Source organism: Streptomyces sp. NPDC047085 (assembly GCF_040643735.1).
In the GTDB taxonomy this organism is placed as follows: Bacteria; Actinomycetota; Actinomycetes; order Streptomycetales; family Streptomycetaceae; genus Streptomyces.
In genome coordinates, this window is record NZ_JBEYUW010000020.1 from 63806 (window position 1) to 80765 (window position 16960).

Annotated in this window: 16 protein-coding genes; 3 read left to right on the forward strand and 13 right to left on the reverse strand. The window is 70.5% G+C overall.

The annotated features are described in order from the left end of the window. Positions 1-242: 242 nt before the first annotated feature. Positions 243-1499, reverse strand: coding sequence for a formyl-CoA transferase (gene frc / locus ABZ865_RS40025; protein ID WP_361241783.1), 1257 nt, complete (start codon positions 1497-1499; stop codon positions 243-245). Between frc and ABZ865_RS40030 the strand changes: the two genes are divergently transcribed. Beyond that, entirely contained in the window at positions 1498-1650 is a 153-nt protein-coding gene (locus ABZ865_RS40030; protein ID WP_361241788.1) for a hypothetical protein, read from the forward strand. The genes frc and ABZ865_RS40030 overlap by 2 nt on opposite strands. Here the strand turns inward: ABZ865_RS40030 and oxc are convergent. Then, positions 1634-3367 carry an oxalyl-CoA decarboxylase gene (oxc, locus tag ABZ865_RS40035; RefSeq protein WP_361241791.1) on the reverse strand — a complete coding sequence of 578 codons (1734 nt, stop codon included), beginning with the start codon at positions 3365-3367 and terminating at the stop codon, positions 1634-1636. The genes ABZ865_RS40030 and oxc overlap by 17 nt on opposite strands. A gap of 243 nt (positions 3368-3610) precedes the next feature. Continuing rightward, the gene (locus tag ABZ865_RS40040; protein WP_361241794.1) at positions 3611-4696 is read right to left on the reverse strand and encodes a LysR family transcriptional regulator; all 1086 of its coding nucleotides are present in this window, start codon (positions 4694-4696) and stop codon (positions 3611-3613) included. A gap of 196 nt (positions 4697-4892) precedes the next feature. Between ABZ865_RS40040 and ABZ865_RS40045 the strand changes: the two genes are divergently transcribed. Next, positions 4893-5375 carry a PAS domain S-box protein gene (locus tag ABZ865_RS40045; protein ID WP_361241798.1) on the forward strand — a complete coding sequence of 161 codons (483 nt, stop codon included), beginning with the start codon at positions 4893-4895 and terminating at the stop codon, positions 5373-5375. On the opposite strand, the gene ABZ865_RS40050 is transcribed toward ABZ865_RS40045, so the two are convergent. After that, positions 5278-6219, reverse strand: coding sequence for a hypothetical protein (locus tag ABZ865_RS40050; RefSeq protein WP_361241801.1), 942 nt, complete (start codon positions 6217-6219; stop codon positions 5278-5280). The two genes, ABZ865_RS40045 and ABZ865_RS40050, sit on opposite strands and share 98 nt — an antisense overlap. Before the next feature lie 191 nt (positions 6220-6410). Between ABZ865_RS40050 and ABZ865_RS40055 the strand changes: the two genes are divergently transcribed. Further along, positions 6411-7658 carry a GNAT family N-acetyltransferase gene (locus tag ABZ865_RS40055; RefSeq protein WP_361241804.1) on the forward strand — a complete coding sequence of 416 codons (1248 nt, stop codon included), beginning with the start codon at positions 6411-6413 and terminating at the stop codon, positions 7656-7658. Between the two features lie 58 nt (positions 7659-7716). Here the strand turns inward: ABZ865_RS40055 and ABZ865_RS40060 are convergent, their stop codons facing one another. The 9 genes from ABZ865_RS40060 to ABZ865_RS40100 form a co-directional block, all read right to left on the reverse strand. After that, the gene (locus ABZ865_RS40060) at positions 7717-8685 is read right to left on the reverse strand and encodes a nitrilase-related carbon-nitrogen hydrolase (RefSeq protein ID WP_361241806.1); all 969 of its coding nucleotides are present in this window, start codon (positions 8683-8685) and stop codon (positions 7717-7719) included. Between the two features lie 181 nt (positions 8686-8866). Further along, a complete protein-coding gene (locus ABZ865_RS40065; protein WP_361241809.1) occupies positions 8867-9523 on the reverse strand; it encodes an ATP-dependent endonuclease in 657 nt (218 codons plus the stop codon). Between the two features lie 181 nt (positions 9524-9704). Then, positions 9705-10274 carry a DinB family protein gene (locus tag ABZ865_RS40070; protein ID WP_361241811.1) on the reverse strand — a complete coding sequence of 190 codons (570 nt, stop codon included), beginning with the start codon at positions 10272-10274 and terminating at the stop codon, positions 9705-9707. 45 nt (positions 10275-10319) lie between these two features. Then, positions 10320-10946, reverse strand: coding sequence for an isochorismatase family cysteine hydrolase (locus ABZ865_RS40075; protein ID WP_361241814.1), 627 nt, complete (start codon positions 10944-10946; stop codon positions 10320-10322). Between the two features lie 324 nt (positions 10947-11270). Continuing rightward, positions 11271-12704 (reverse strand): NAD-dependent succinate-semialdehyde dehydrogenase, encoded by a 1434-nt coding sequence (locus tag ABZ865_RS40080; RefSeq protein WP_361241817.1) that lies wholly within the window; start codon positions 12702-12704, stop codon positions 11271-11273. A gap of 31 nt (positions 12705-12735) precedes the next feature. Beyond that, positions 12736-13713: an alpha-ketoacid dehydrogenase subunit beta gene (locus ABZ865_RS40085; RefSeq protein WP_361241820.1), complete on the reverse strand. Its 978-nt coding sequence runs from the start codon at positions 13711-13713 to the stop codon at positions 12736-12738. After that, positions 13701-14717, reverse strand: a complete 1017-nt coding sequence (locus tag ABZ865_RS40090; RefSeq protein WP_361241823.1) for a thiamine pyrophosphate-dependent dehydrogenase E1 component subunit alpha — start codon at positions 14715-14717, stop codon at positions 13701-13703. The genes ABZ865_RS40085 and ABZ865_RS40090 overlap by 13 nt, the downstream gene beginning before the upstream one ends. Before the next feature lie 26 nt (positions 14718-14743). Further along, the gene (locus tag ABZ865_RS40095; RefSeq protein ID WP_361241826.1) at positions 14744-16021 is read right to left on the reverse strand and encodes a Xaa-Pro peptidase family protein; all 1278 of its coding nucleotides are present in this window, start codon (positions 16019-16021) and stop codon (positions 14744-14746) included. After that, positions 16018-16959 (reverse strand): NAD(P)-dependent oxidoreductase, encoded by a 942-nt coding sequence (locus ABZ865_RS40100; RefSeq protein WP_361241829.1) that lies wholly within the window; start codon positions 16957-16959, stop codon positions 16018-16020. The genes ABZ865_RS40095 and ABZ865_RS40100 overlap by 4 nt, the downstream gene beginning before the upstream one ends. Position 16960 lies beyond the last annotated feature (1 nt).

The window sequence follows — 16960 nt, forward strand, 5'->3', positions numbered from 1 at the left end:
AGGCCTGTGACAGTGGGTCATGGATCTTCTGACGTGGGCGTTCGGAAGGGGCCTGGCCGGCGGAGACACCGCCGGCCAGACCCTCTCGCCCGATGCGGGCGACTTCGACAACGCCGTCCTCAAGGCGCCGCACACTCACGGCTTGGGCCGACCGGTCGCCCGCACCCGTCACGGCCAGGTCGCCGGCCGCCGGTTCCTCAGGTCCTCCGGGAGCAGGGCCGGCTCCTCCGTCACGCGACGGTTCAGACGATGACCTGCTTGTCACGCATCCCGGCGATGGCGCTGGCGTCGTAACCCAGCTCGCTCAGGACCTCGTCGGTGTGCTCGCCGAGCAGCGGGGCGCCCTTGATGTCGGGCTTGAACCGGGAGAACTTGATCGGGCTGCCGACCGTCAGATACGTCCCGCGGCCCTTCTGCTCGACCTCCACGACCGTCCCGCTCCTGCGCAGCGCCTCGTCCTCGGCGATCTCCTTCATGCTCATCACGGGCGCGCAGGGCACCTCCCACTTGCGCAGGATGTCGACCGCCTCGTACTTCGTCTTGTCGGCCAGCCACTTCTCGATCTCCTCGAAGATCTCGAAGATGTGGGACTGACGCGCCTTGGCCGTGCTGTACTCCGGATCCTCCGCCCACTCGGGACGGCCGATCGCCTCGGCGGTCCGCTGCCAGTTCTGCTCCTGGACGGTGAAGTAGATGTACGCGTTGGGGTCGGTCTCCCACCCCTTGCACTTCAGCACCCAGCCGGGCTGGCCACCGCCGCCGGCGTTGCCGCCGCGCGGCACGGCCTCCCCGAACTCGCCGTTCGGGTACTGCGGGTACTCCTCCAGGTAGCCCACCCGGTCCAGGCGCTGCTGGTCACGGAGCTTGACCCGGGACAGGTTGAGCACGGCGTCCTGCATGGACACCGCCACCTTCTGGCCCTTTCCGGTCCTGTCACGGTCGATCAGCGCCGTGAGCAGCCCGATGAGCAGGTGCATACCGGTGTTGCTGTCGCCGAGGGCGGCGCCGCTGACGGTAGGCGGTCCGTCCCAGAAGCCGGTCGTCGAGGCGGCACCGCCGGCGCACTGGGCCACGTTCTCGTAGACCTTGAGGTCGTTCCACGGCGAGTCCTCGTTGAAGCCCTTGACGGAGCCGAAGATCAGGCGCGGGTTCCACTCGTGGAGCGTCTCCCAGCCCAGGCCCATGCGGTCCATGGCGCCGGGCGCGAAGTTCTCGACCAGGATGTCGGCCCCGCGGATCAGCCTCTCCATGACCTCGCGGCCCTCGGGGGACTTGGTGTTGATGGCCAGGGAGCGCTTGTTGCTGTTCAGCATGGTGAAGTACAGCGCGTCGACGTCGGGGATGTCGCGCAACTGCTGGCGCGTCACGTCTCCGCCGGTGGTCCGCTCGACCTTGAGGACGTCGGCTCCGAGCCAGGCGAGCATCTGCGTACAGGCCGGGCCGGCCTGAACACCCGTGAAGTCGATCACTTTTATACCGGCGAGGGGCAGTGCGGTCATGGTCGCGTTCCTTTTCCTGAATCGTCTCGATGCAGCGCAGTGCAGCGCGATGCGGTTCGGTTCGGTGCGGGTGTTCGGTACGGGTCGGTTCGATGCGGGGCGCTTCGATGCGGTGGTGGCCGGGCGGGACGTGGTCAGTGCCTGGCCGTGATGCCCTTGGGGTTGAGGTGCGCGATGTTGCCGCTCTCCGTGCCGTCCGTCGGGTCGATCACGCAGTCGATGAGCGCCGGACCGCCGGCGGCCAGGGCCTCGCGGAGGGCGGCGGCGACCTCTGCGGGCGTCGTCGCCTGGTAGCCGGTGCCGCCGAACGCCTGGATCATGAGGTCGTGGCGGGCCTTCAGGGCGGTCGGCGCCGGGTCGTCGGAGGCCGAGGGGTCGTCTCCGCGGTAGACGCCGCTGTTGTTGAGGACGACGGTGACGATGGGCAGGTTGTAGCGGCAGACCGTCTCGATCTCCATGCCGCTGAACCCGAACGCGCTGTCGCCCTCGATGGCGACGACGGGGTCTCCGGTCTCGACGGCGGTGGCGATCGCGTAGCCCATGCCGATGCCCATGACGCCCCAGGTGCCGCTGTCCAGCCGGTGGCGCGGCACCTGCATGCCGATGGTGTTGCGGGCCAGGTCCAGCGCGTTGGCGCCCTCGTTGACGACGTAGGCGCGCGGGTTCTCATGCAGTACGTCGCGGATGGCCTGCAGCGCGCCGAGGAACTTCATCGGGTGCGCCGTCTCGGCGGCCTTCAGGCGGCCGGCCATCTTGGTGACGTTCTGCGCCGAGCGGGCGGCGAGTTCCTCGCGCCACGGTGCCGGGGCGGTGATCCGGCCGGGCTTGCTGCGCTCGACGAGGGCCTCCATCACCGAGCCGATGTCGCCGACGAGCGGGGCCGCGATGGGCTGGTTGCTGTCCATCTCGTTGGCCGCGATGTCGACCTGGATGAACCGGGCCTGCGGGCTCCACTGGGGCGCGTCACCGTGGCCGAGCAGCCAGTTGAGGCGCGCGCCGACCAGCATGACGACGTCGGCCTTCTTCAGCGCCAGCGAGCGCGCGGTGGCCGCCGACTGCGGGTGGTCGTCTGGCAGCAGGCCCTTCGCCATCGACATCGGTACGTAGGGGATGCCGGTGGTCTCGACGAACTCCCGTATGGACTCGTCGGCTTGGGCGTACGCGGCGCCCTTCCCGATGACGACGAGCGGCCGTTCGGCGCCCGCGAGGAGGTCGATCGCGCGGTCCACGGCCTCGGGCTGCGGCAGTTGACGCGGCGCCGGGTCGACGAGCTGCCACAGCGACGCGGCGCCCTTGCCGGCGTCGATGACCTCGCCCAGCACCGCGGCGGGGATGTCCAGGTAGACCCCGCCCGGGCGCCCGGAGATCGCGGTGCGGATCGCGCGGGCGACGCCGCGGCCGATGTCCTCGGCACGGTGCACCCGGTAGGCCGCCTTGGCGAACGGCTTGGCCGCCGCGAGCTGGTCCATCTCCTCGTAGTCGCCCCGCTGGAGGTCGACGAGGTGCCGCTCGCTGGACCCGGAGATCTGCACCATCGGGAAGCAGTTGGTGGTGGCGTTGGCGAGCGCCACGAGGCCGTTGAGGAAGCCCGGCGCGGACACCGTCAGGCAGATGCCCGGCTTCTGTGTGAGGAATCCGGCCGCCGCCGCGGCGTGCCCGGCGTCGCTCTCGTGCCGGAAGCCGATGTAGCGGATGCCCGACGCCTGCGCGAGACGAGCCAGGTCGGTGATCGGGATGCCGACGACCCCGTAGATGGTCTCGACTCCGTTGAGCTTCAGCGCGTCGACGACCAGATGGATCCCGTCGGTCAAGGCGGCCGGTTCGTCGGCGCCCTCCGCCCCCGTGTCCTGTGTGACAGCGTCCGTCATGGTCCGGATCCTCCCTAGAGGCTCGCCCAGTTCGTCTTCTGCGCTTCACCATCCGCGTCATGGGACCGACGCGTCCAAGATCCTTTGCCAACCAGCTGATTTACGGTGTTTATCGATGGGGGTGCGGAGGGGCTGTCCGTGCGGCGGAGCGTTCGCGGGCACCGTTCGGCGGCAGGGCGTGGGGAGGCTCGGTGACCGCCCGGTGGCACTCAGCGGCGCTCCATGGCTGGTCCTCGGCCGGGATCAGCCCGTCCTGCGGAGTTCCGGGAAGCGCGCGGGGTGAGGTTGCTCGACCGCTTCGGCTACGGCGGCGCGGTCGGACCGTTCCGGCAACTCCGCCGGCACTGGCCGCTCTTGCCAGTCCGGCCCCTTCGGCCCCTCCGTCCACTCCGGCCACTCCGGCCACTCCGGCCACTCCGGCCACTCCGGTACGAAGACCTCGTCCAACGAGAGGCCCGCGACCACGTTGCGGAACGCCCTGGCCGCGACCGAACCGGGAGTCGCCGCGTGGATCGCCACCGAGATCTGCGCCCTGGCTTCCGGCTCGACCAGCCGGACGGCTCTGGTCCCGCCGGTCATCGGCATGGCGTTCAGCCATGTGTGCGGGACGATGCTCGCCCACGCGCCCGTGGCGACATGGGAGTAGAGGGAGGCGACGGAGTCCGTCTCCACCTGGGGGGTCGCCGTCGCCCCGGCGTTTTCGAAGGCGCGGTCGATGAACTGACGGAACCGCATGTCCGGTGAGAGCAGCGCCAGCGGCAGCTGGGCCGCCTCCGCCCAGGTGATGGTGGGGCGCGGGGGCACCATGTGCGCACCGGGAACGAGCAGCACGTACTGCTCCTCGTACAAGGGCACCACCTCCAGGCCCTCCCGGTCGTCGGGCCCGAAGTGGGCGATGGCGGCGTCCAGTTCGAAGTCGCGCAGCTGCCGGACCAGGTCGGCGGAGGACAGCCGGGAGCAGACCTTGACCCTGGCCGCCGGGTGCATCGCGCAGAACGCGGAGACGGGGAGCGCCGTCGTCGTCGAGACGGTGGGCCCCGTCCCCAGCCGAAGCGTCCCCGTGATGCCCGAACGCATGACTGCCACCTCGGCCTTGAACGCGTCGTGCTCGGCGAGGATTCGCTTGGCCCAGACGACGAGCCGCTCCCCTTCCGGGGTCAGCCCCTCGAAGTTGTGGCCCCGGTTGATCAGGGTGACGTTCAACTCCCGTTCCAGCTTGGCGATGGCGATCGACAGGGCGGGCTGAGAGACGTAACAGGCGTCCGCCGCCCGCGCGAAGTGCTTCTCCCTGGCCACCGCCACGAAGTACTCGAGCTGCCGGAACAGCATGAGCGGCTCCTCTCACACCATGGGACATTGTATGCAGTATTCCTTATTCAACCGGACCGCGCCATACTGTCGACGCTGCCGATCAACGAGAGCGCGCGCCCCGCAAAGGCCCGCTGTTGCGGACCTTCGCGCCGTGCGCCGAGAGGGAGGGAGAAACGCCGTGGGCGACCACAACGCGCCAGTTGGGACGGAGGCCTTGCCGACGCCGGCGAGCCCTGACACCGCGCGCATCGGCGAACCGGACGCCTGGCTGGCCCAAGCGCTCGTGCGGGAGTCGTCCGAGGCCATCGTGGTGGCCGACCCGGAGGGGATCATCCGGGTGTGGAACGGCGGAGCGGAACGCATGTTCGGCCACACCGCGGCCGAGGCCGTGGGCCACAGCCTCGACCTGATCATCCCGGAGAAACTGCGGGAGCGGCACGGGAAGGGCTACCGGCAGACAGCGGCCACCGGCCGTACGCGCTACGGCGACACGCTGCTCGGCGTACCGGCCACCCATCGGGACGGCCACCGCCTGTCGATCGAGTTCACGGTGGCACTGTTGCGGGACGACAGCGGCCGGCTCGTCGGAATCTCCGCGATCATGCGCGAGGTGACAGAGCGACGCAACACGGAGAAGGCACTGCGCATGCGGCTGACGGAACTCGAACGCCGCCTGCCGGAGACGTCACCGGCGTGAGGGGTCGGGAGGCACGGGCACCAGCGGTTTGGCCGCGAAGGGCGGTTCGGGACACGGAGCCGGCTGCATGGCGTGTCTTCCGAGCGGCACGATTTGCCTGTGCGGCGCGGTTGCGTGCCTGGTCCAGGTCGTCTCGGGTCCGGCGTCGCAGTTCCGCTGTGGCGTGGAGCTGTTGGGCCAGTACGGTTGCGCGCTCTTCGAGTTCACGCAGGGCTGCTTCGAGCCGATCGACCTCCGCTTGGGCCTGGTCCTGTTCTTCGTCCCGTTCCCGGTCCCGCCGCTCGGCCGCTTCCGCCTTCAGTCGGGACTGTCTCGGTTTGGTGCGCGCATCGACCGTACGGCGGCGGGCAGATGCCTCGGTGGCCGCGGTCGCGGTGAAGTCGGCGGGGGGAACGAGCGCTTTGACCAGCCGGCCGGTGGCCCATTTCTCGGCTGCCGACCGATCCGCCAGAGCCGCGTGCAGGGTCTGCTCGACCTTGCGCTGCGCGGCCGGGCCGATGGGATGTCCCATCTCGGCAGTCAGGGCGCGAGCCCGCTCGGACAGGGCGGCCACCAGGACGTGCTGCTGCCGGCTCACGCGTCTCAGCTGGGCACGGTCGAGGTTGCGGTGGGCTCGGCGCAGGCTTTCGCCCAGGCGGAGCAGCCGGGCGACCTGCTTGGGCTCGGCATGGACCAGCAGGTTGCCGGCCCAAGCCGAAAGCGTCGGGCGGCGCAGCGCGGCGATCTGGGCTGCCAGGGCGGCTTTCCCGGCTGCGAGGGCCTCGTCCACGCGTGCGGTGCGCGCTCCGACGAACCGGGTCGGATGCAGCGTGTACAGCTCCTTGGCGACGCTCTCCAGATCCACGGCCTACCGCCGCCCTTCCCCCCTCCTCCACTGGATACAGTTTTGCACCAATTGCCAAGAATGGGAGCGCGGCCCGGAGTCACGGCCGCGGGGCCGACCGAAAACCGCTTGACCTGGCCACGGGCCGACGCTGCACTGTGGCCGGGCACCACGGGTCGTGGTGCCGGTATCCCGGGGAGGCAGCGGCAGCAATGGACATCCGTCCCACGACCGACCAGGACTTCGACGTCTTCGTCGACACACTCCATGCCGCGTTCGCGCGCTTCCCGGAAACCCCGGCCGAGGGCGGCGGCGGGGTCTGGTGGTCGGCGCTCGAAATGGACCGCAGCCTGCTCGCGGTGGCGGCGGACGGGCGGCCCGTCGGCACTGCCGGTGCGTACTCCTTCGAGCTCACCCTGCCCGGCGAGACCCTCGTCCCGGCCGGCGGGGTGACCGCCGTCGGCGTCCTGCCCTCGCACCGACGCCAAGGCGTGCTCAGCGCGATGATGCGGCATCAGCTCACCGAGCTGCGGGCCCGAGGGGAGTTCCTCTCCGTACTGCTGGCCTCCGAGGCCCTGATCTACCGCAGATTCGGCTACGGACCGGCGACCTACACGCAGCGGCTGACGGTGCCGCGCCACAGGGCCGCCCTCGCCCAGCCCAGGGCCCGGGGAACGGCCGCCGCCCCGGCCACCGGCTCGGACACGGGCACGGACACCGGCACGATCGAGGTGCTGCGTCGTGCCGAGTGCGGCGAGATCCTGGAAGAGGTCTACGACCGGTACCGCCGCGCACAGCCCGGCGCGCTGTCCCGGCCGCACCGCTGGTGGGCGTTGGGTGCGGGGCAGCCGCCGATCTCTCCGGCGCCGCGCTACGTCGCCGTCCACCGCGACGCCGACGGCGTCCCGGACGGGTACGCCAGCTACTCACTCAGCGAGCCCAGCACCTTGACGGTCGACGAGACCATCGCCGCCGACGACGCCGTCTTCACGGCCCTGGCCCGGTTCGTGCTCGGACACGACCTGGTCACCCAGATCGTGTTCAAGCACTTCCCGCCGGAGCATCCGCTGCGCTGGCAGTTCGCGGACTTCCGCGCCGGCGAGGTGAGCGGCCACACCGACTGGCTCTGGGTCCGGCTGCTGGACGTCCCGCGTGCGCTGACCGCGCGCGGCTGGTTCACGGACGGCGAGCTGGTCCTCGACGTCGACGACCCGTTCCTCGGCGAGCACGGCCGCTATCTGCTGACCGTCCGGGACGGCAAGTCCGACTGCGTCCCGACGGACCGGGAGCCCGACCTGTCCCTGGACGTGAGCGACCTGGGCTCGGTCTACCTCGGCGGCACCGCCCCGAGCACGCTCGTGCGCGCCGGACACATCCGGGCTCATCGCCCGGGCGCGGCCGTCCTCGCCGACGCCCTCTTCCGCGCCGACCGCTCCCCGCACTGCCTGCACTGGTTCTGACCATGCGCTCAGCCCGATCGCTGACCGCATTGCCGGAACAACGCTGATCCCCCGCAGGTCAGATGCCCCTGACGGTGGTGTGGGCGGACTCGTCGACGTGGAGGGAAAAGACGTCGGGGCGCGCGTAGTGGCCGGTGGGGTCGAAGTCGAAGCGGGCGCGTGCGAGGTCGTCGAGATCGAGTTCGGCGGTCAGGATGCCCTCGCCGTCGCGCAGTGGGCCGGCGAGAACCTCTCCGAGCGGGGAGACGATGACGGAGCCGCCGCCGATGAGGACGGTGTCGGGGTCGTCGCCCTGGACGGGGTGGAGGTCGCCGGGCAGGGCGTCGCGGCGCAGGTACTGGTTGGCGCTGAGCACGAAGCAGCGGCCTTCGAGGGCGATGTGCCGCATGGTGGCCTGCCAGGCGTCGCGGTCGTCCACGGTCGGCGCGCACCACAGGTCGACGCCCTTGGCGTACATGGCGGTGCGGAACAACGGCATGTAGTTCTCCCAGCAGATGGCCGCGCCGAGGCGGGCCGTGCCGGTGTCGACGACCGGGAGGGTGGAGCCGTCGCCCTGGCCCCACAGGTAGCGTTCGGCGGCGGTCGGCATGAGCTTGCGGTGCAGGCCCAGGTAGCCGTCGGGGCCGAAGAAGAGCGCCACGCAGTACAGGGTGCCGCCCTGGCGTTCGACTGCGCCGACGACGGCGTGGCAGCCGAGTTCGCGGGTCAGGGCGGCCAGGGCGCCGGTCTCGGGGCCGGGGATGTCGATGGCGGCGGCATGGTAGCGGCGGAACAGGTCGCGGCCGGCCGGGGTGCGGCTGCCGACGGTGATGCCGAAGTCCAGACCCTTGGGGTAGCCGCCGAGGAAGGCCTCGGGCAGGACGACGACCTCTGCTCCGCGGTCGGTGACCGCCTCCCGGACGAGTTCCTCGGCGCGGGTGAGCGCGGCCCGCGTGTCGAACAGCGGGGCGGCGGCCTGTACGACGGCGGCGGTCACGGTACGGCGGGGCTCGGCGGCCGCAGTGGCGGCGGAGCTCGGGGAGGTCATGACATGACACTAGGAATGCCCCGGATCACCGGACAAGCCGATGTCCGTGGTGATCGACCTCTGCTCTCCCCCACCCGCACCCGCCGAGCCCCTAAGACGGCTTCAGCACCACCCGGCCACACCCTGGCCCCGACCCGACAGCCACCGAGCGCTGCCTCTGCCCTGAGGGCCGCCGGCCGTCTCAGACATGCGTGAGGAGGCGCTCCAGTGGCCGGGGGACGCGCTCAAGGTCCAGGTACGCGACGAGCGCCTGCGCGTAGAGCGCCTTGCGGCCGCTGTGCGTGCCCATGAAGCGCCTCAGCTGATGCTCCACGGGCCGTCTCCGTTGTGCCGGCTGGCCCTGGAAGGTGTGGAAGGGGCGCGTCTCGCCCTGGGCCTCGATCACCTGCTGCACGCCCGCGGCGCCGAGGGCGCGGATCAGCTCGTCCTCCAGGTCGGCGATGCACACGTGGAACCCGAGTGCCTCCAGCCCGGCGCGCGTGAGACCGTCCCCGAGCCCGACCCGCTCCAGATGACGCCGGAAGTGCCGTTCCTCGCCGATGTCGCAGAGACCGGCCAGCGGGAGGCCGAGCCCCGGAGGGCCGCACACGTCAAGGAAACGCCCGATGTTCGTCGCGCCTCCGAGCGGCACCACCGCGACGCCCTCCGCATCGAGGTCCCGGCCGTAGCGCGTGGCCAGCGCTTCGAGCGCGACCTGATCGCTGTACCCCTCGACGAGGACGATCGTCCGCACGCCGCCGCCGGCCAGCTCCCGCGCCGACGCGGCGGCCGCATCCGCCCCCGCACCGCCGGCCGCCCACGCGACCAGCGCCAGACGGAACCGCCTCAACTCGTCCACGACACTTCGCCCTCCCTCCGCCATCGTGGCACGCCCGAGACCCCGCACGCACACACGTTTTCTGGCGGCAACGCACGCGGATGCCCGATTTCGGCGACGACCACCACGAGCTGGGACCGTTCGCCAGCCAATACGCACCCGCCGATGCGGCGACCGTGCCCGGCGGAGCCGTCGCCCCTCCTTACTGGCCCACCCGTCCGTCGACGCGTTCGCGCAGCAGGTCGGCGTGTCCGCAGTGACGGGCGTACTCCTCGATCCTGTGCACCATCAACTCCCGAACCGCGATGCTGTCCTTCCCCACACGCTCGCCCAGGTCCGGATGCTCGGCCAAGGCGGCGTCGGTCGCGGCCTGCTCGCGCTCGAGATCGCGGTATGCGGCGTCGACCACGGCCTGTTCGGCGACGGCTCCGTCGAAGTCCGCGTCACGCTGGCCGTACAGCTTCGGCAGCGGGTCGCCGTCGCTGATCCAGTTGCGCCAGTCGCGCTCCACCTCGGCGAGGTGCCGTAGCAGGCCGAGCAGCGACATCGTCGACGGCGGGACCGACCGGCGGGCGAGTTGCTCGGCGTCCAGGCCTTCGCACTTCATCCGCAGGGTCATGCGGTAGTTCGCCAGGAAGTCCTGCAGCGTCGCAAGCTCGCCGTCCGGACCGGGACCCTCGCTGTCGCGAGGGTCGTCGCCGGGATCGGCCCACATGTCGGGGTAGACGGTTGCCTGAGTCCATCGCGCGGGTTCGTCATTCATGCGGTGCATGTTCGTGTGTAACTACCCAGTGCCGCCACTGAGTTATCAGTCCCGCTACGAGGTGTTCCGCAGCGTCTTCAGGAGTGCGTCGGTGGTGGTGATGCTGTGGGCGAAGGTCGGCCCGTTGAGTTCGTGGGCGGCGTGCATCATCTCGGGTTTGAAGGCGGCGGTGGCGTCACGGACGAGTGTGACGTGGTAGCCGAGTTCCATGGCGAAACGGCTCGTGGATTCGATGCATGTGTTCGCGAGCAGGCCGATGACGATGACATGGGTGATGCCGTGCTGCTTGAGCCGCATGTCCAGGTCGGTGTTGGCGAAGCCGCTCTGGGCCCAGTGCTCCTGGATGATCACGTCCCCGTCCATGGGCTGGAAGTCCGGGTGGAACTCGCCGCCCTTGGTGCCCAGCGCGAAGCTGTGGCTCTCACGGATGCGCTGTTGGGTCGGGTTGGGGTGGTCCCAGTCCTCGTAGTCGCCCTCCCGCCAGCGCCGGTGCGGCACGAAGAAGATCCGAAGACCGCTCTCGCGGCCGGCGGCGACGACGGCACGCATGTGGTCGAGCAGCCCGACCTCGAGGGCCACGTGCCGGACCGCGGGCCAGATCTTGCCGTTCTCGGCCAGGAAGTCGTTGTAGGGGTCGACCAAGAGGATCGCGCTACGGGCGGGGTCGTAGGTTCCGGTCATGGTGATCCTCACGTGCTGGAGAGGGTTGAGACCGCGTCCTCTGTGGTGAGGCTGATGAGGCGTTTGAAGCAGCGCGAAGCGGCCGAGCCGAAGGAGCCAGGGTATGCGGGCGCGGACCGGTGACAAGGAGGCCGCACTCTCACCGCTGCTGCCCCGTTGCCAGTCTCTCCTCACGATACGGTTACAGGGCGGCTGCGGCATCCGCACCCCACCCGGCAGAGCCGGGCAGGGATCCTGCTGAGCGGGCGGAGGGGGCGCCTGACGTCCCTTCTGCCCGTCAGGCGCCGCTCTTCGCTCGTCCCGCCCTCCACTGCGATCCGGCGGTCACCAGTCCACGGCGATGTACTTGCTCTCGGTGAACTCCAGCAGGCCGTCATGCCCGCCCTCGCGTCCGAGACCCGACTGTTTGACGCCTCCGAACGGGGCGGCCGGGTCCGACACGATTGGGCGGTTGAGGCCGACCATGCCGGACTCCAGCGCCTCGGACACCCGAAGGCCCTCGGCCAGGTCGTCGCTGTAGACGTAGGACACCAGGCCGTACTCGGTGTCGTTGGCCAGCCGGATCGCCGCGTCGAGGTCGTCGAAGGGGACGACGGGCGCTACCGGGCCGAAGATCTCCTCCGAGAGGATGGGGGCGTTCGGAGGAACGTCGCCCAGCACGGTCGGCAGGTAGAAGTAGCCGGCGCGGTCGGGGGCGGTACCACCGGCCAGGAGCTTGGCGCCGGCGTCGACGGTCCCCGAGACCAGTTCGTCGACCTTCTTCCGGGCCGCCTCGTTCACCAGTGGTCCGACGTCCACGCCCGCGGTCAGTCCGGGGCCGACCGCGAGCGCCGTCATGGCCGAGGCGAGGCGGCGACCGAACTCCTCGGCGCGGGAGGAGTGTACGTAGAAGCGGTTGGCGGCCGTGCATGCCTCCCCGCCGTTGCGCATCTTGGCGACCATGGCTCCGGCGACCGCCCGGTCGAGGTCGGCGCCCGCGAGCACCAGGAACGGGGCGTTGCCGCCCAGTTCCATGGACGCGTTCACCACCGATCCGGCCGCCTGGCGCAGCAGTTCGCGCCCGACCTCGGTGGAACCGGTGAACGACACCTTGCGGACCCGCGGGTCGGAGAGGAGAACCTCCGCGATCCGGGCGGAGCGGCGTGAGGGGACGACGTTGACCACGCCGTCCGGTGCGCCCGCCTCCGTGAGCAGCGCTCCCAGCGCGAGCGCGGTCAGCGGGGTGTCGGAGGCCGGCTTGAGGACGACGGTGCAGCCGGCCGCCAGGGCGGGGCCGATCTTGCGGGTGGCCATGGCGGCGGGGAAGTTCCACGGGGTGATGAGCAGCGCGACGCCCACAGGCTGGCGCAGCACCATGATCTTGTTGGTACCGGACGGTGCCGTCTGGACGATTCCCGTCGCACGTACCGCCTCCTCGGCGTACCAGCGGAAGAACTCCGCCGCGTACGCCACTTCGGCGCGGGCGTCGGGCAGGGCCTTGCCGTTCTCCTTGACGATGAGTTCGGCGAACGCCTCGGCACGTGCGGTCATCAGCTCGAACGCCCGCCGCAGGATCTCGCCGCGCTCGCGCGGTGCAGTTGCCCGCCAGGAGTCCAGGGCGGCGTGCGCGGCGTCCACGGCCGCCACGGCGTCCTCGACCGTGGCGTTCGCGACTTCCGCGAGCGGTTCGGCGTACGCGGGGTCGACCACCTCCAGGGTTCCGCCGTCACCGGCCGGCGTCCATGCGCCGCCGACGAGCAGCTGGGTCGGGGTGTCCATACGTGTGATCACAATCGGCCTCCCGTGCCGCTCAGTCGACGCTCTTGGCGACGGTCTCGACGATGCGGGCGGTGCTGGGGAGGGTCGCGTCCTCCAGGGCGTCGGCGGCCGGCAGCGGGACATGTGGTGTGGTGATCCGCACCAGCGGCCCGTCGAGGGCGGTGAAGCCCTCCTCCGCGACGATCGACACCAGTTCCGCGCCCCAGCCGCACAGCCGGGGGTTCTCCTCGACGGTGAACAGCCGGCCGGTGTGCTCCAGGGAGCCCAGCACCGTGCTGACGTCGAGCGGGACCAGGCTGCGCAGATCGATGACGGTGGCGTCGATTCCGTGCCACTGCTGGAGTTGCTCGGCGGCCGCGAGCGTGCGGGGCACCATCAGGCCGAGCGCGACCAGCGTGACGTCACTCCCGTGCCGCAGCACGCTCGCCTGGCCGAGCTGGTCGACGATGTCGCCGTCCGGCACTTCGGCCTTGGTGGGGTACAGCCCCTTGGCCTCCAGGAACAGGACGGGGTCGGGGTCGCGTACGGCCGCCGCCATCAGGCCGACGACGTCGGTGGGGTTGGACGGGACGACCACCTTGAGTCCAGGCACGGCCATGGCCCAGTTGGCGATGTCCTGGGAGTGCTGCGCGCCGAAGCGCAGGCCGCCGCCGTTGCCGGACTTGATGACCAGGGGGAAGGACATCTGCCCGTTCGTCATGTAGCGCGACTTGGCGATCTGGTTGACCACGATGTCCCAGCAGACCGCGAAGAAGTCGGAGAACATGATCTCGGCGATGGGTCGCAGGCCGGTCATGGCCGCACCCATCGCGGCGCCCAGGATCGCCTGTTCGGAGATGGGTGTGTCGCGCACGCGGGTCGGACCGAACTCGTCCAGCAGGCCGGCCGTCGTCTTGAACACTCCCCCGGCGGCGGCGATGTCCTCGCCGAGGAAGACGATCGAGTCGTCCCGCCGCATCTCCTGCGCGATGCCGCGGGCGACCGCGTCGCGGTAGGTCAGTTGCGCCATGTCGCACCTCCGTCAGCCCATACGTCCTTGAGCACCAGGTCCTCGCCCGGCTGCGGTCCCGCCTTGGCCTGCTCGGTCGCCTCGTCCACCAGGCGGGCCGACTCGGCCTCGATGTCGCTGAGCGCGGACTCCGCGACGCCGAGGTCGAGCAGCCGCTGCCGGTAGGCGGGGATGGGGTCGCGTTTCAGCCACTCCTCGACCTCCGCCGCGGGGCGGTACTTGGCCGGGTCGGCCCGGGAGTGGCCGCCGTGCCGGTAGGTCTTGGCCTCGATGAGGGAGGGGCCCTCGCCGGTGCGGGCCCGGAACAGCGCGGCGACGGCGGTCTCGTACACCGCTTCGGGGTCGTTGCCGTCGACGGTGATCGGCGGCAGGCCGTACGCCGCGGCCCGGTCGGCCGCCGGGTTCGCCACGGCGGTCACCGAGCCGATCGCCGTGTACTCCATGTACAGGTTGTTCTCGCACACGAACACCACGGGCAGCTTCCAGACCGCCGCCAGGTTCAGCGCCTCGTGGAAGGCTCCGATGTTCGTCGTGCCGTCGCCGAAGAAGCAGACGGCGACCTGCCCGGTGCCCCGGTACTGGGCCGACCAGGCAGCCCCGGTGGCGATCGGCAGATGGGCACCGATGATGGCGTACGAGCCCATCATCCCGTGCTCGACGGACGTCAGGTGCATGCTGCCGCCCTTGCCGGCCATCAGGCCGTTGGCGCGGCCCATCAGCTCGGCCAGGATGCCGGTCATCGGAACGCCGCGGGCGAGGGTGTGGGCGTGGCCGCGGTAGGTGGCGAAGGTGTAGTCGTCGGGGCGCATCGCGACGCCGAAGCCGGCGGCGATGGCCTCCTGGCCGAGGGACAGGTGGCTGGTGCCCTTGACGAGGTTCTGCAGGAACAGGTCGTAGGCGCGCTTCTCCATGCCGCGCATCCGCACCATCTGTCCGTAGAGCGCCAGACGGGTGGGCTCGTCGATGCCCGGCGCCGCGGGCGGGGTCTGCGTGGTGGTGGTCACGATCCCGTACCTCCTTTCCGGTGGGCCTAGTAGGGGTTGGCGACGAACAGTTCCTGTGCGGGAAACAGGGTGAGGACGCGCGCGCCGTCGGCGGTGACCACGACCTCCTCCTCGATGCGCGCGGCGGAGTAGCCGTCCGAGGCCGGGCAGTAGGTCTCCAGCGCGAAGACCATGCCTTCCTGGATCTCCGCGGGATGTTCGAGGGAGTTCAGGCGGCTGATGATGGGGCGCTCGTGCAGGCCCAGACCCAGGCCGTGGCCGAACTGCAGGCCGAAGCAGTCCATTTCGGTCGCGAATCCGAACTCGATGGCCTTGGGCCAGGCCTTGGCGATGACGTCGGTCGTCTGGCCGGGTTTCACCAGTGCGATCGCGGCGTCGATCCACTCGCGTGCCCTGGTGTAGGCGTCGCGCTGTGCCGGGGTGGAGGAGCCGACGTTCAGGGTGCGGTAGTAGCAGGTGCGGTAACCCTGGTACGACTGGATGATGTCGAAGAAGCAGGTGTCGCCGGGCCGGATGAGACGGTCGGTGAAGTTGTGCGGATGGGGGTTGCACCGCTCCCCCGACACCGCGTTGATGGCCTCGACGTCGTCCGAGCCCTGTTCGTACAGGTACTTGTTGGCGAGCGCGACGATGTCGTTCTCGCGCACACCCGGCTTGAGGGCCTCGGAGATCCGCTGATAGGCGCCGTCGACCATCGCCGCGGCCTGGGACAGCAGCATGATCTCGTCGGGGTTCTTCACGGCGCGGGCGTCCAGCATGACCTGCTGGGCGTCGACGACGGCGAGCCCGGCGTTCTGCATCTCGAAGAGGAACGGCGGCTCGACGATGTCGATGCCGACGGGCGCGCCGGCGACGCCATGGTCGGCCAGGATCCCCGCGAGTTCGGCGACCGCGCGCCGCATCAGGCCGACATCGGGTGCGACGGCGCCGCGCAGGCCCAGCATTCCGGCGCGGCAGTTCTCCGGCCGCAGCCAGGGCGCGTACAGCTGGTGGTGGCGGGCTGCGGAGCCGAAGTCCCAGACCATCGGCTCGTGGTCGCGGGTCAGCAGCGCGTAGCGGGTCATCTTGTCCCGCGACCACTCGCCGATCATCGTGCCGGTGACGTAGCGGATGTTGTTGACGTCGAAGAGCAGGATCGCGCCCAGCTCGGATGCGTCCAGGGCGGCTCGGGCGCGGGAGAGCCGGTAGGCGCGCAGACGGTCGAAGTCGACGCGGGTCTCGAAGTCGACAGCGGTGTGCCCGGGGGCCGAAGGCGTCAACGCGGTGGTCACCATCTTCGCCTGGTCGGTGTGACGGTGGTTCACGAGGCGACGCTCAGGCCGTCGGAGACGTCCGCGTTCTCCGGGACGAGGGTCAGCCCGGCCGCATGGGCGGCCTCCGTGAGCAGGACGGCGAAGTCGGTGTCGTCGTGGCCGCGGCCGACGGACTGCTGGACGATGTGGTGGGTCAGCGCGGCGACCGGCATGGGGACCTCCAGGTCCCGGGCGGCGGCGAGGCCCAGGTCGAAGTCCTTGCGCAGCAGCTGGGGCGTGAACGTCGGCGTGAAGTCGAGGTTCACGAAGGCGGGGGTCTTGTAGCGGGTGAAGACGGAGCCGAGGACCGAGCCGTTGAGGAAGTCGAGGAACGCGGCCCGGCTCACACCCCCCTTCTCGGCCAGCACGGTGATCTCGGCCATCGACTGGGTGACGACGCCGAGGAAGATGTTGTGGGCGAGCTTCACCAGGCGGGCCATGTCGTCCCGACCCGCGTACGTGACCGAGGCGGCGATGGTGGTGAGCAGCGGCTCGGCCTCGTCGAAGAACTCGCGGGGGCCGGAGGCGACCATGGAGAGGCGGCCGGCCTTCACCACCTTGGCGTTGCCCGACACGGGGGCGACCAGCAGGGAGGTGCCCATCTGCTCGGCCTCGTCGCGCACCTGGGAGGAGACGTCCGGGGAGACGGTGGAGCAGTCGACGAGGATGCGGGGCTTGCGGGCCTGGCGCAGGATGCCCTGCTCGCCGAGGGTGACCTCGGCGAAGTCCTTGCTCGCGCTGACCATCGTGAAGACGATGTCGCGGTCGGCGAGTTCGGCGGCCGTGTCCACGATCCTCGCTCCCAGCTCGGCCAGCGGCTCGCACTTGCTGCGGGTGCGGTTGTAGACGGTGACGTCGTGGCCCGCGCGCAGGAGGCGGCACACCATGGCGTAGCCCATGCGGCCGGTGCCGGCCCAGCCGATGGTGGGACGGTTGGGGGAATCGGTCATG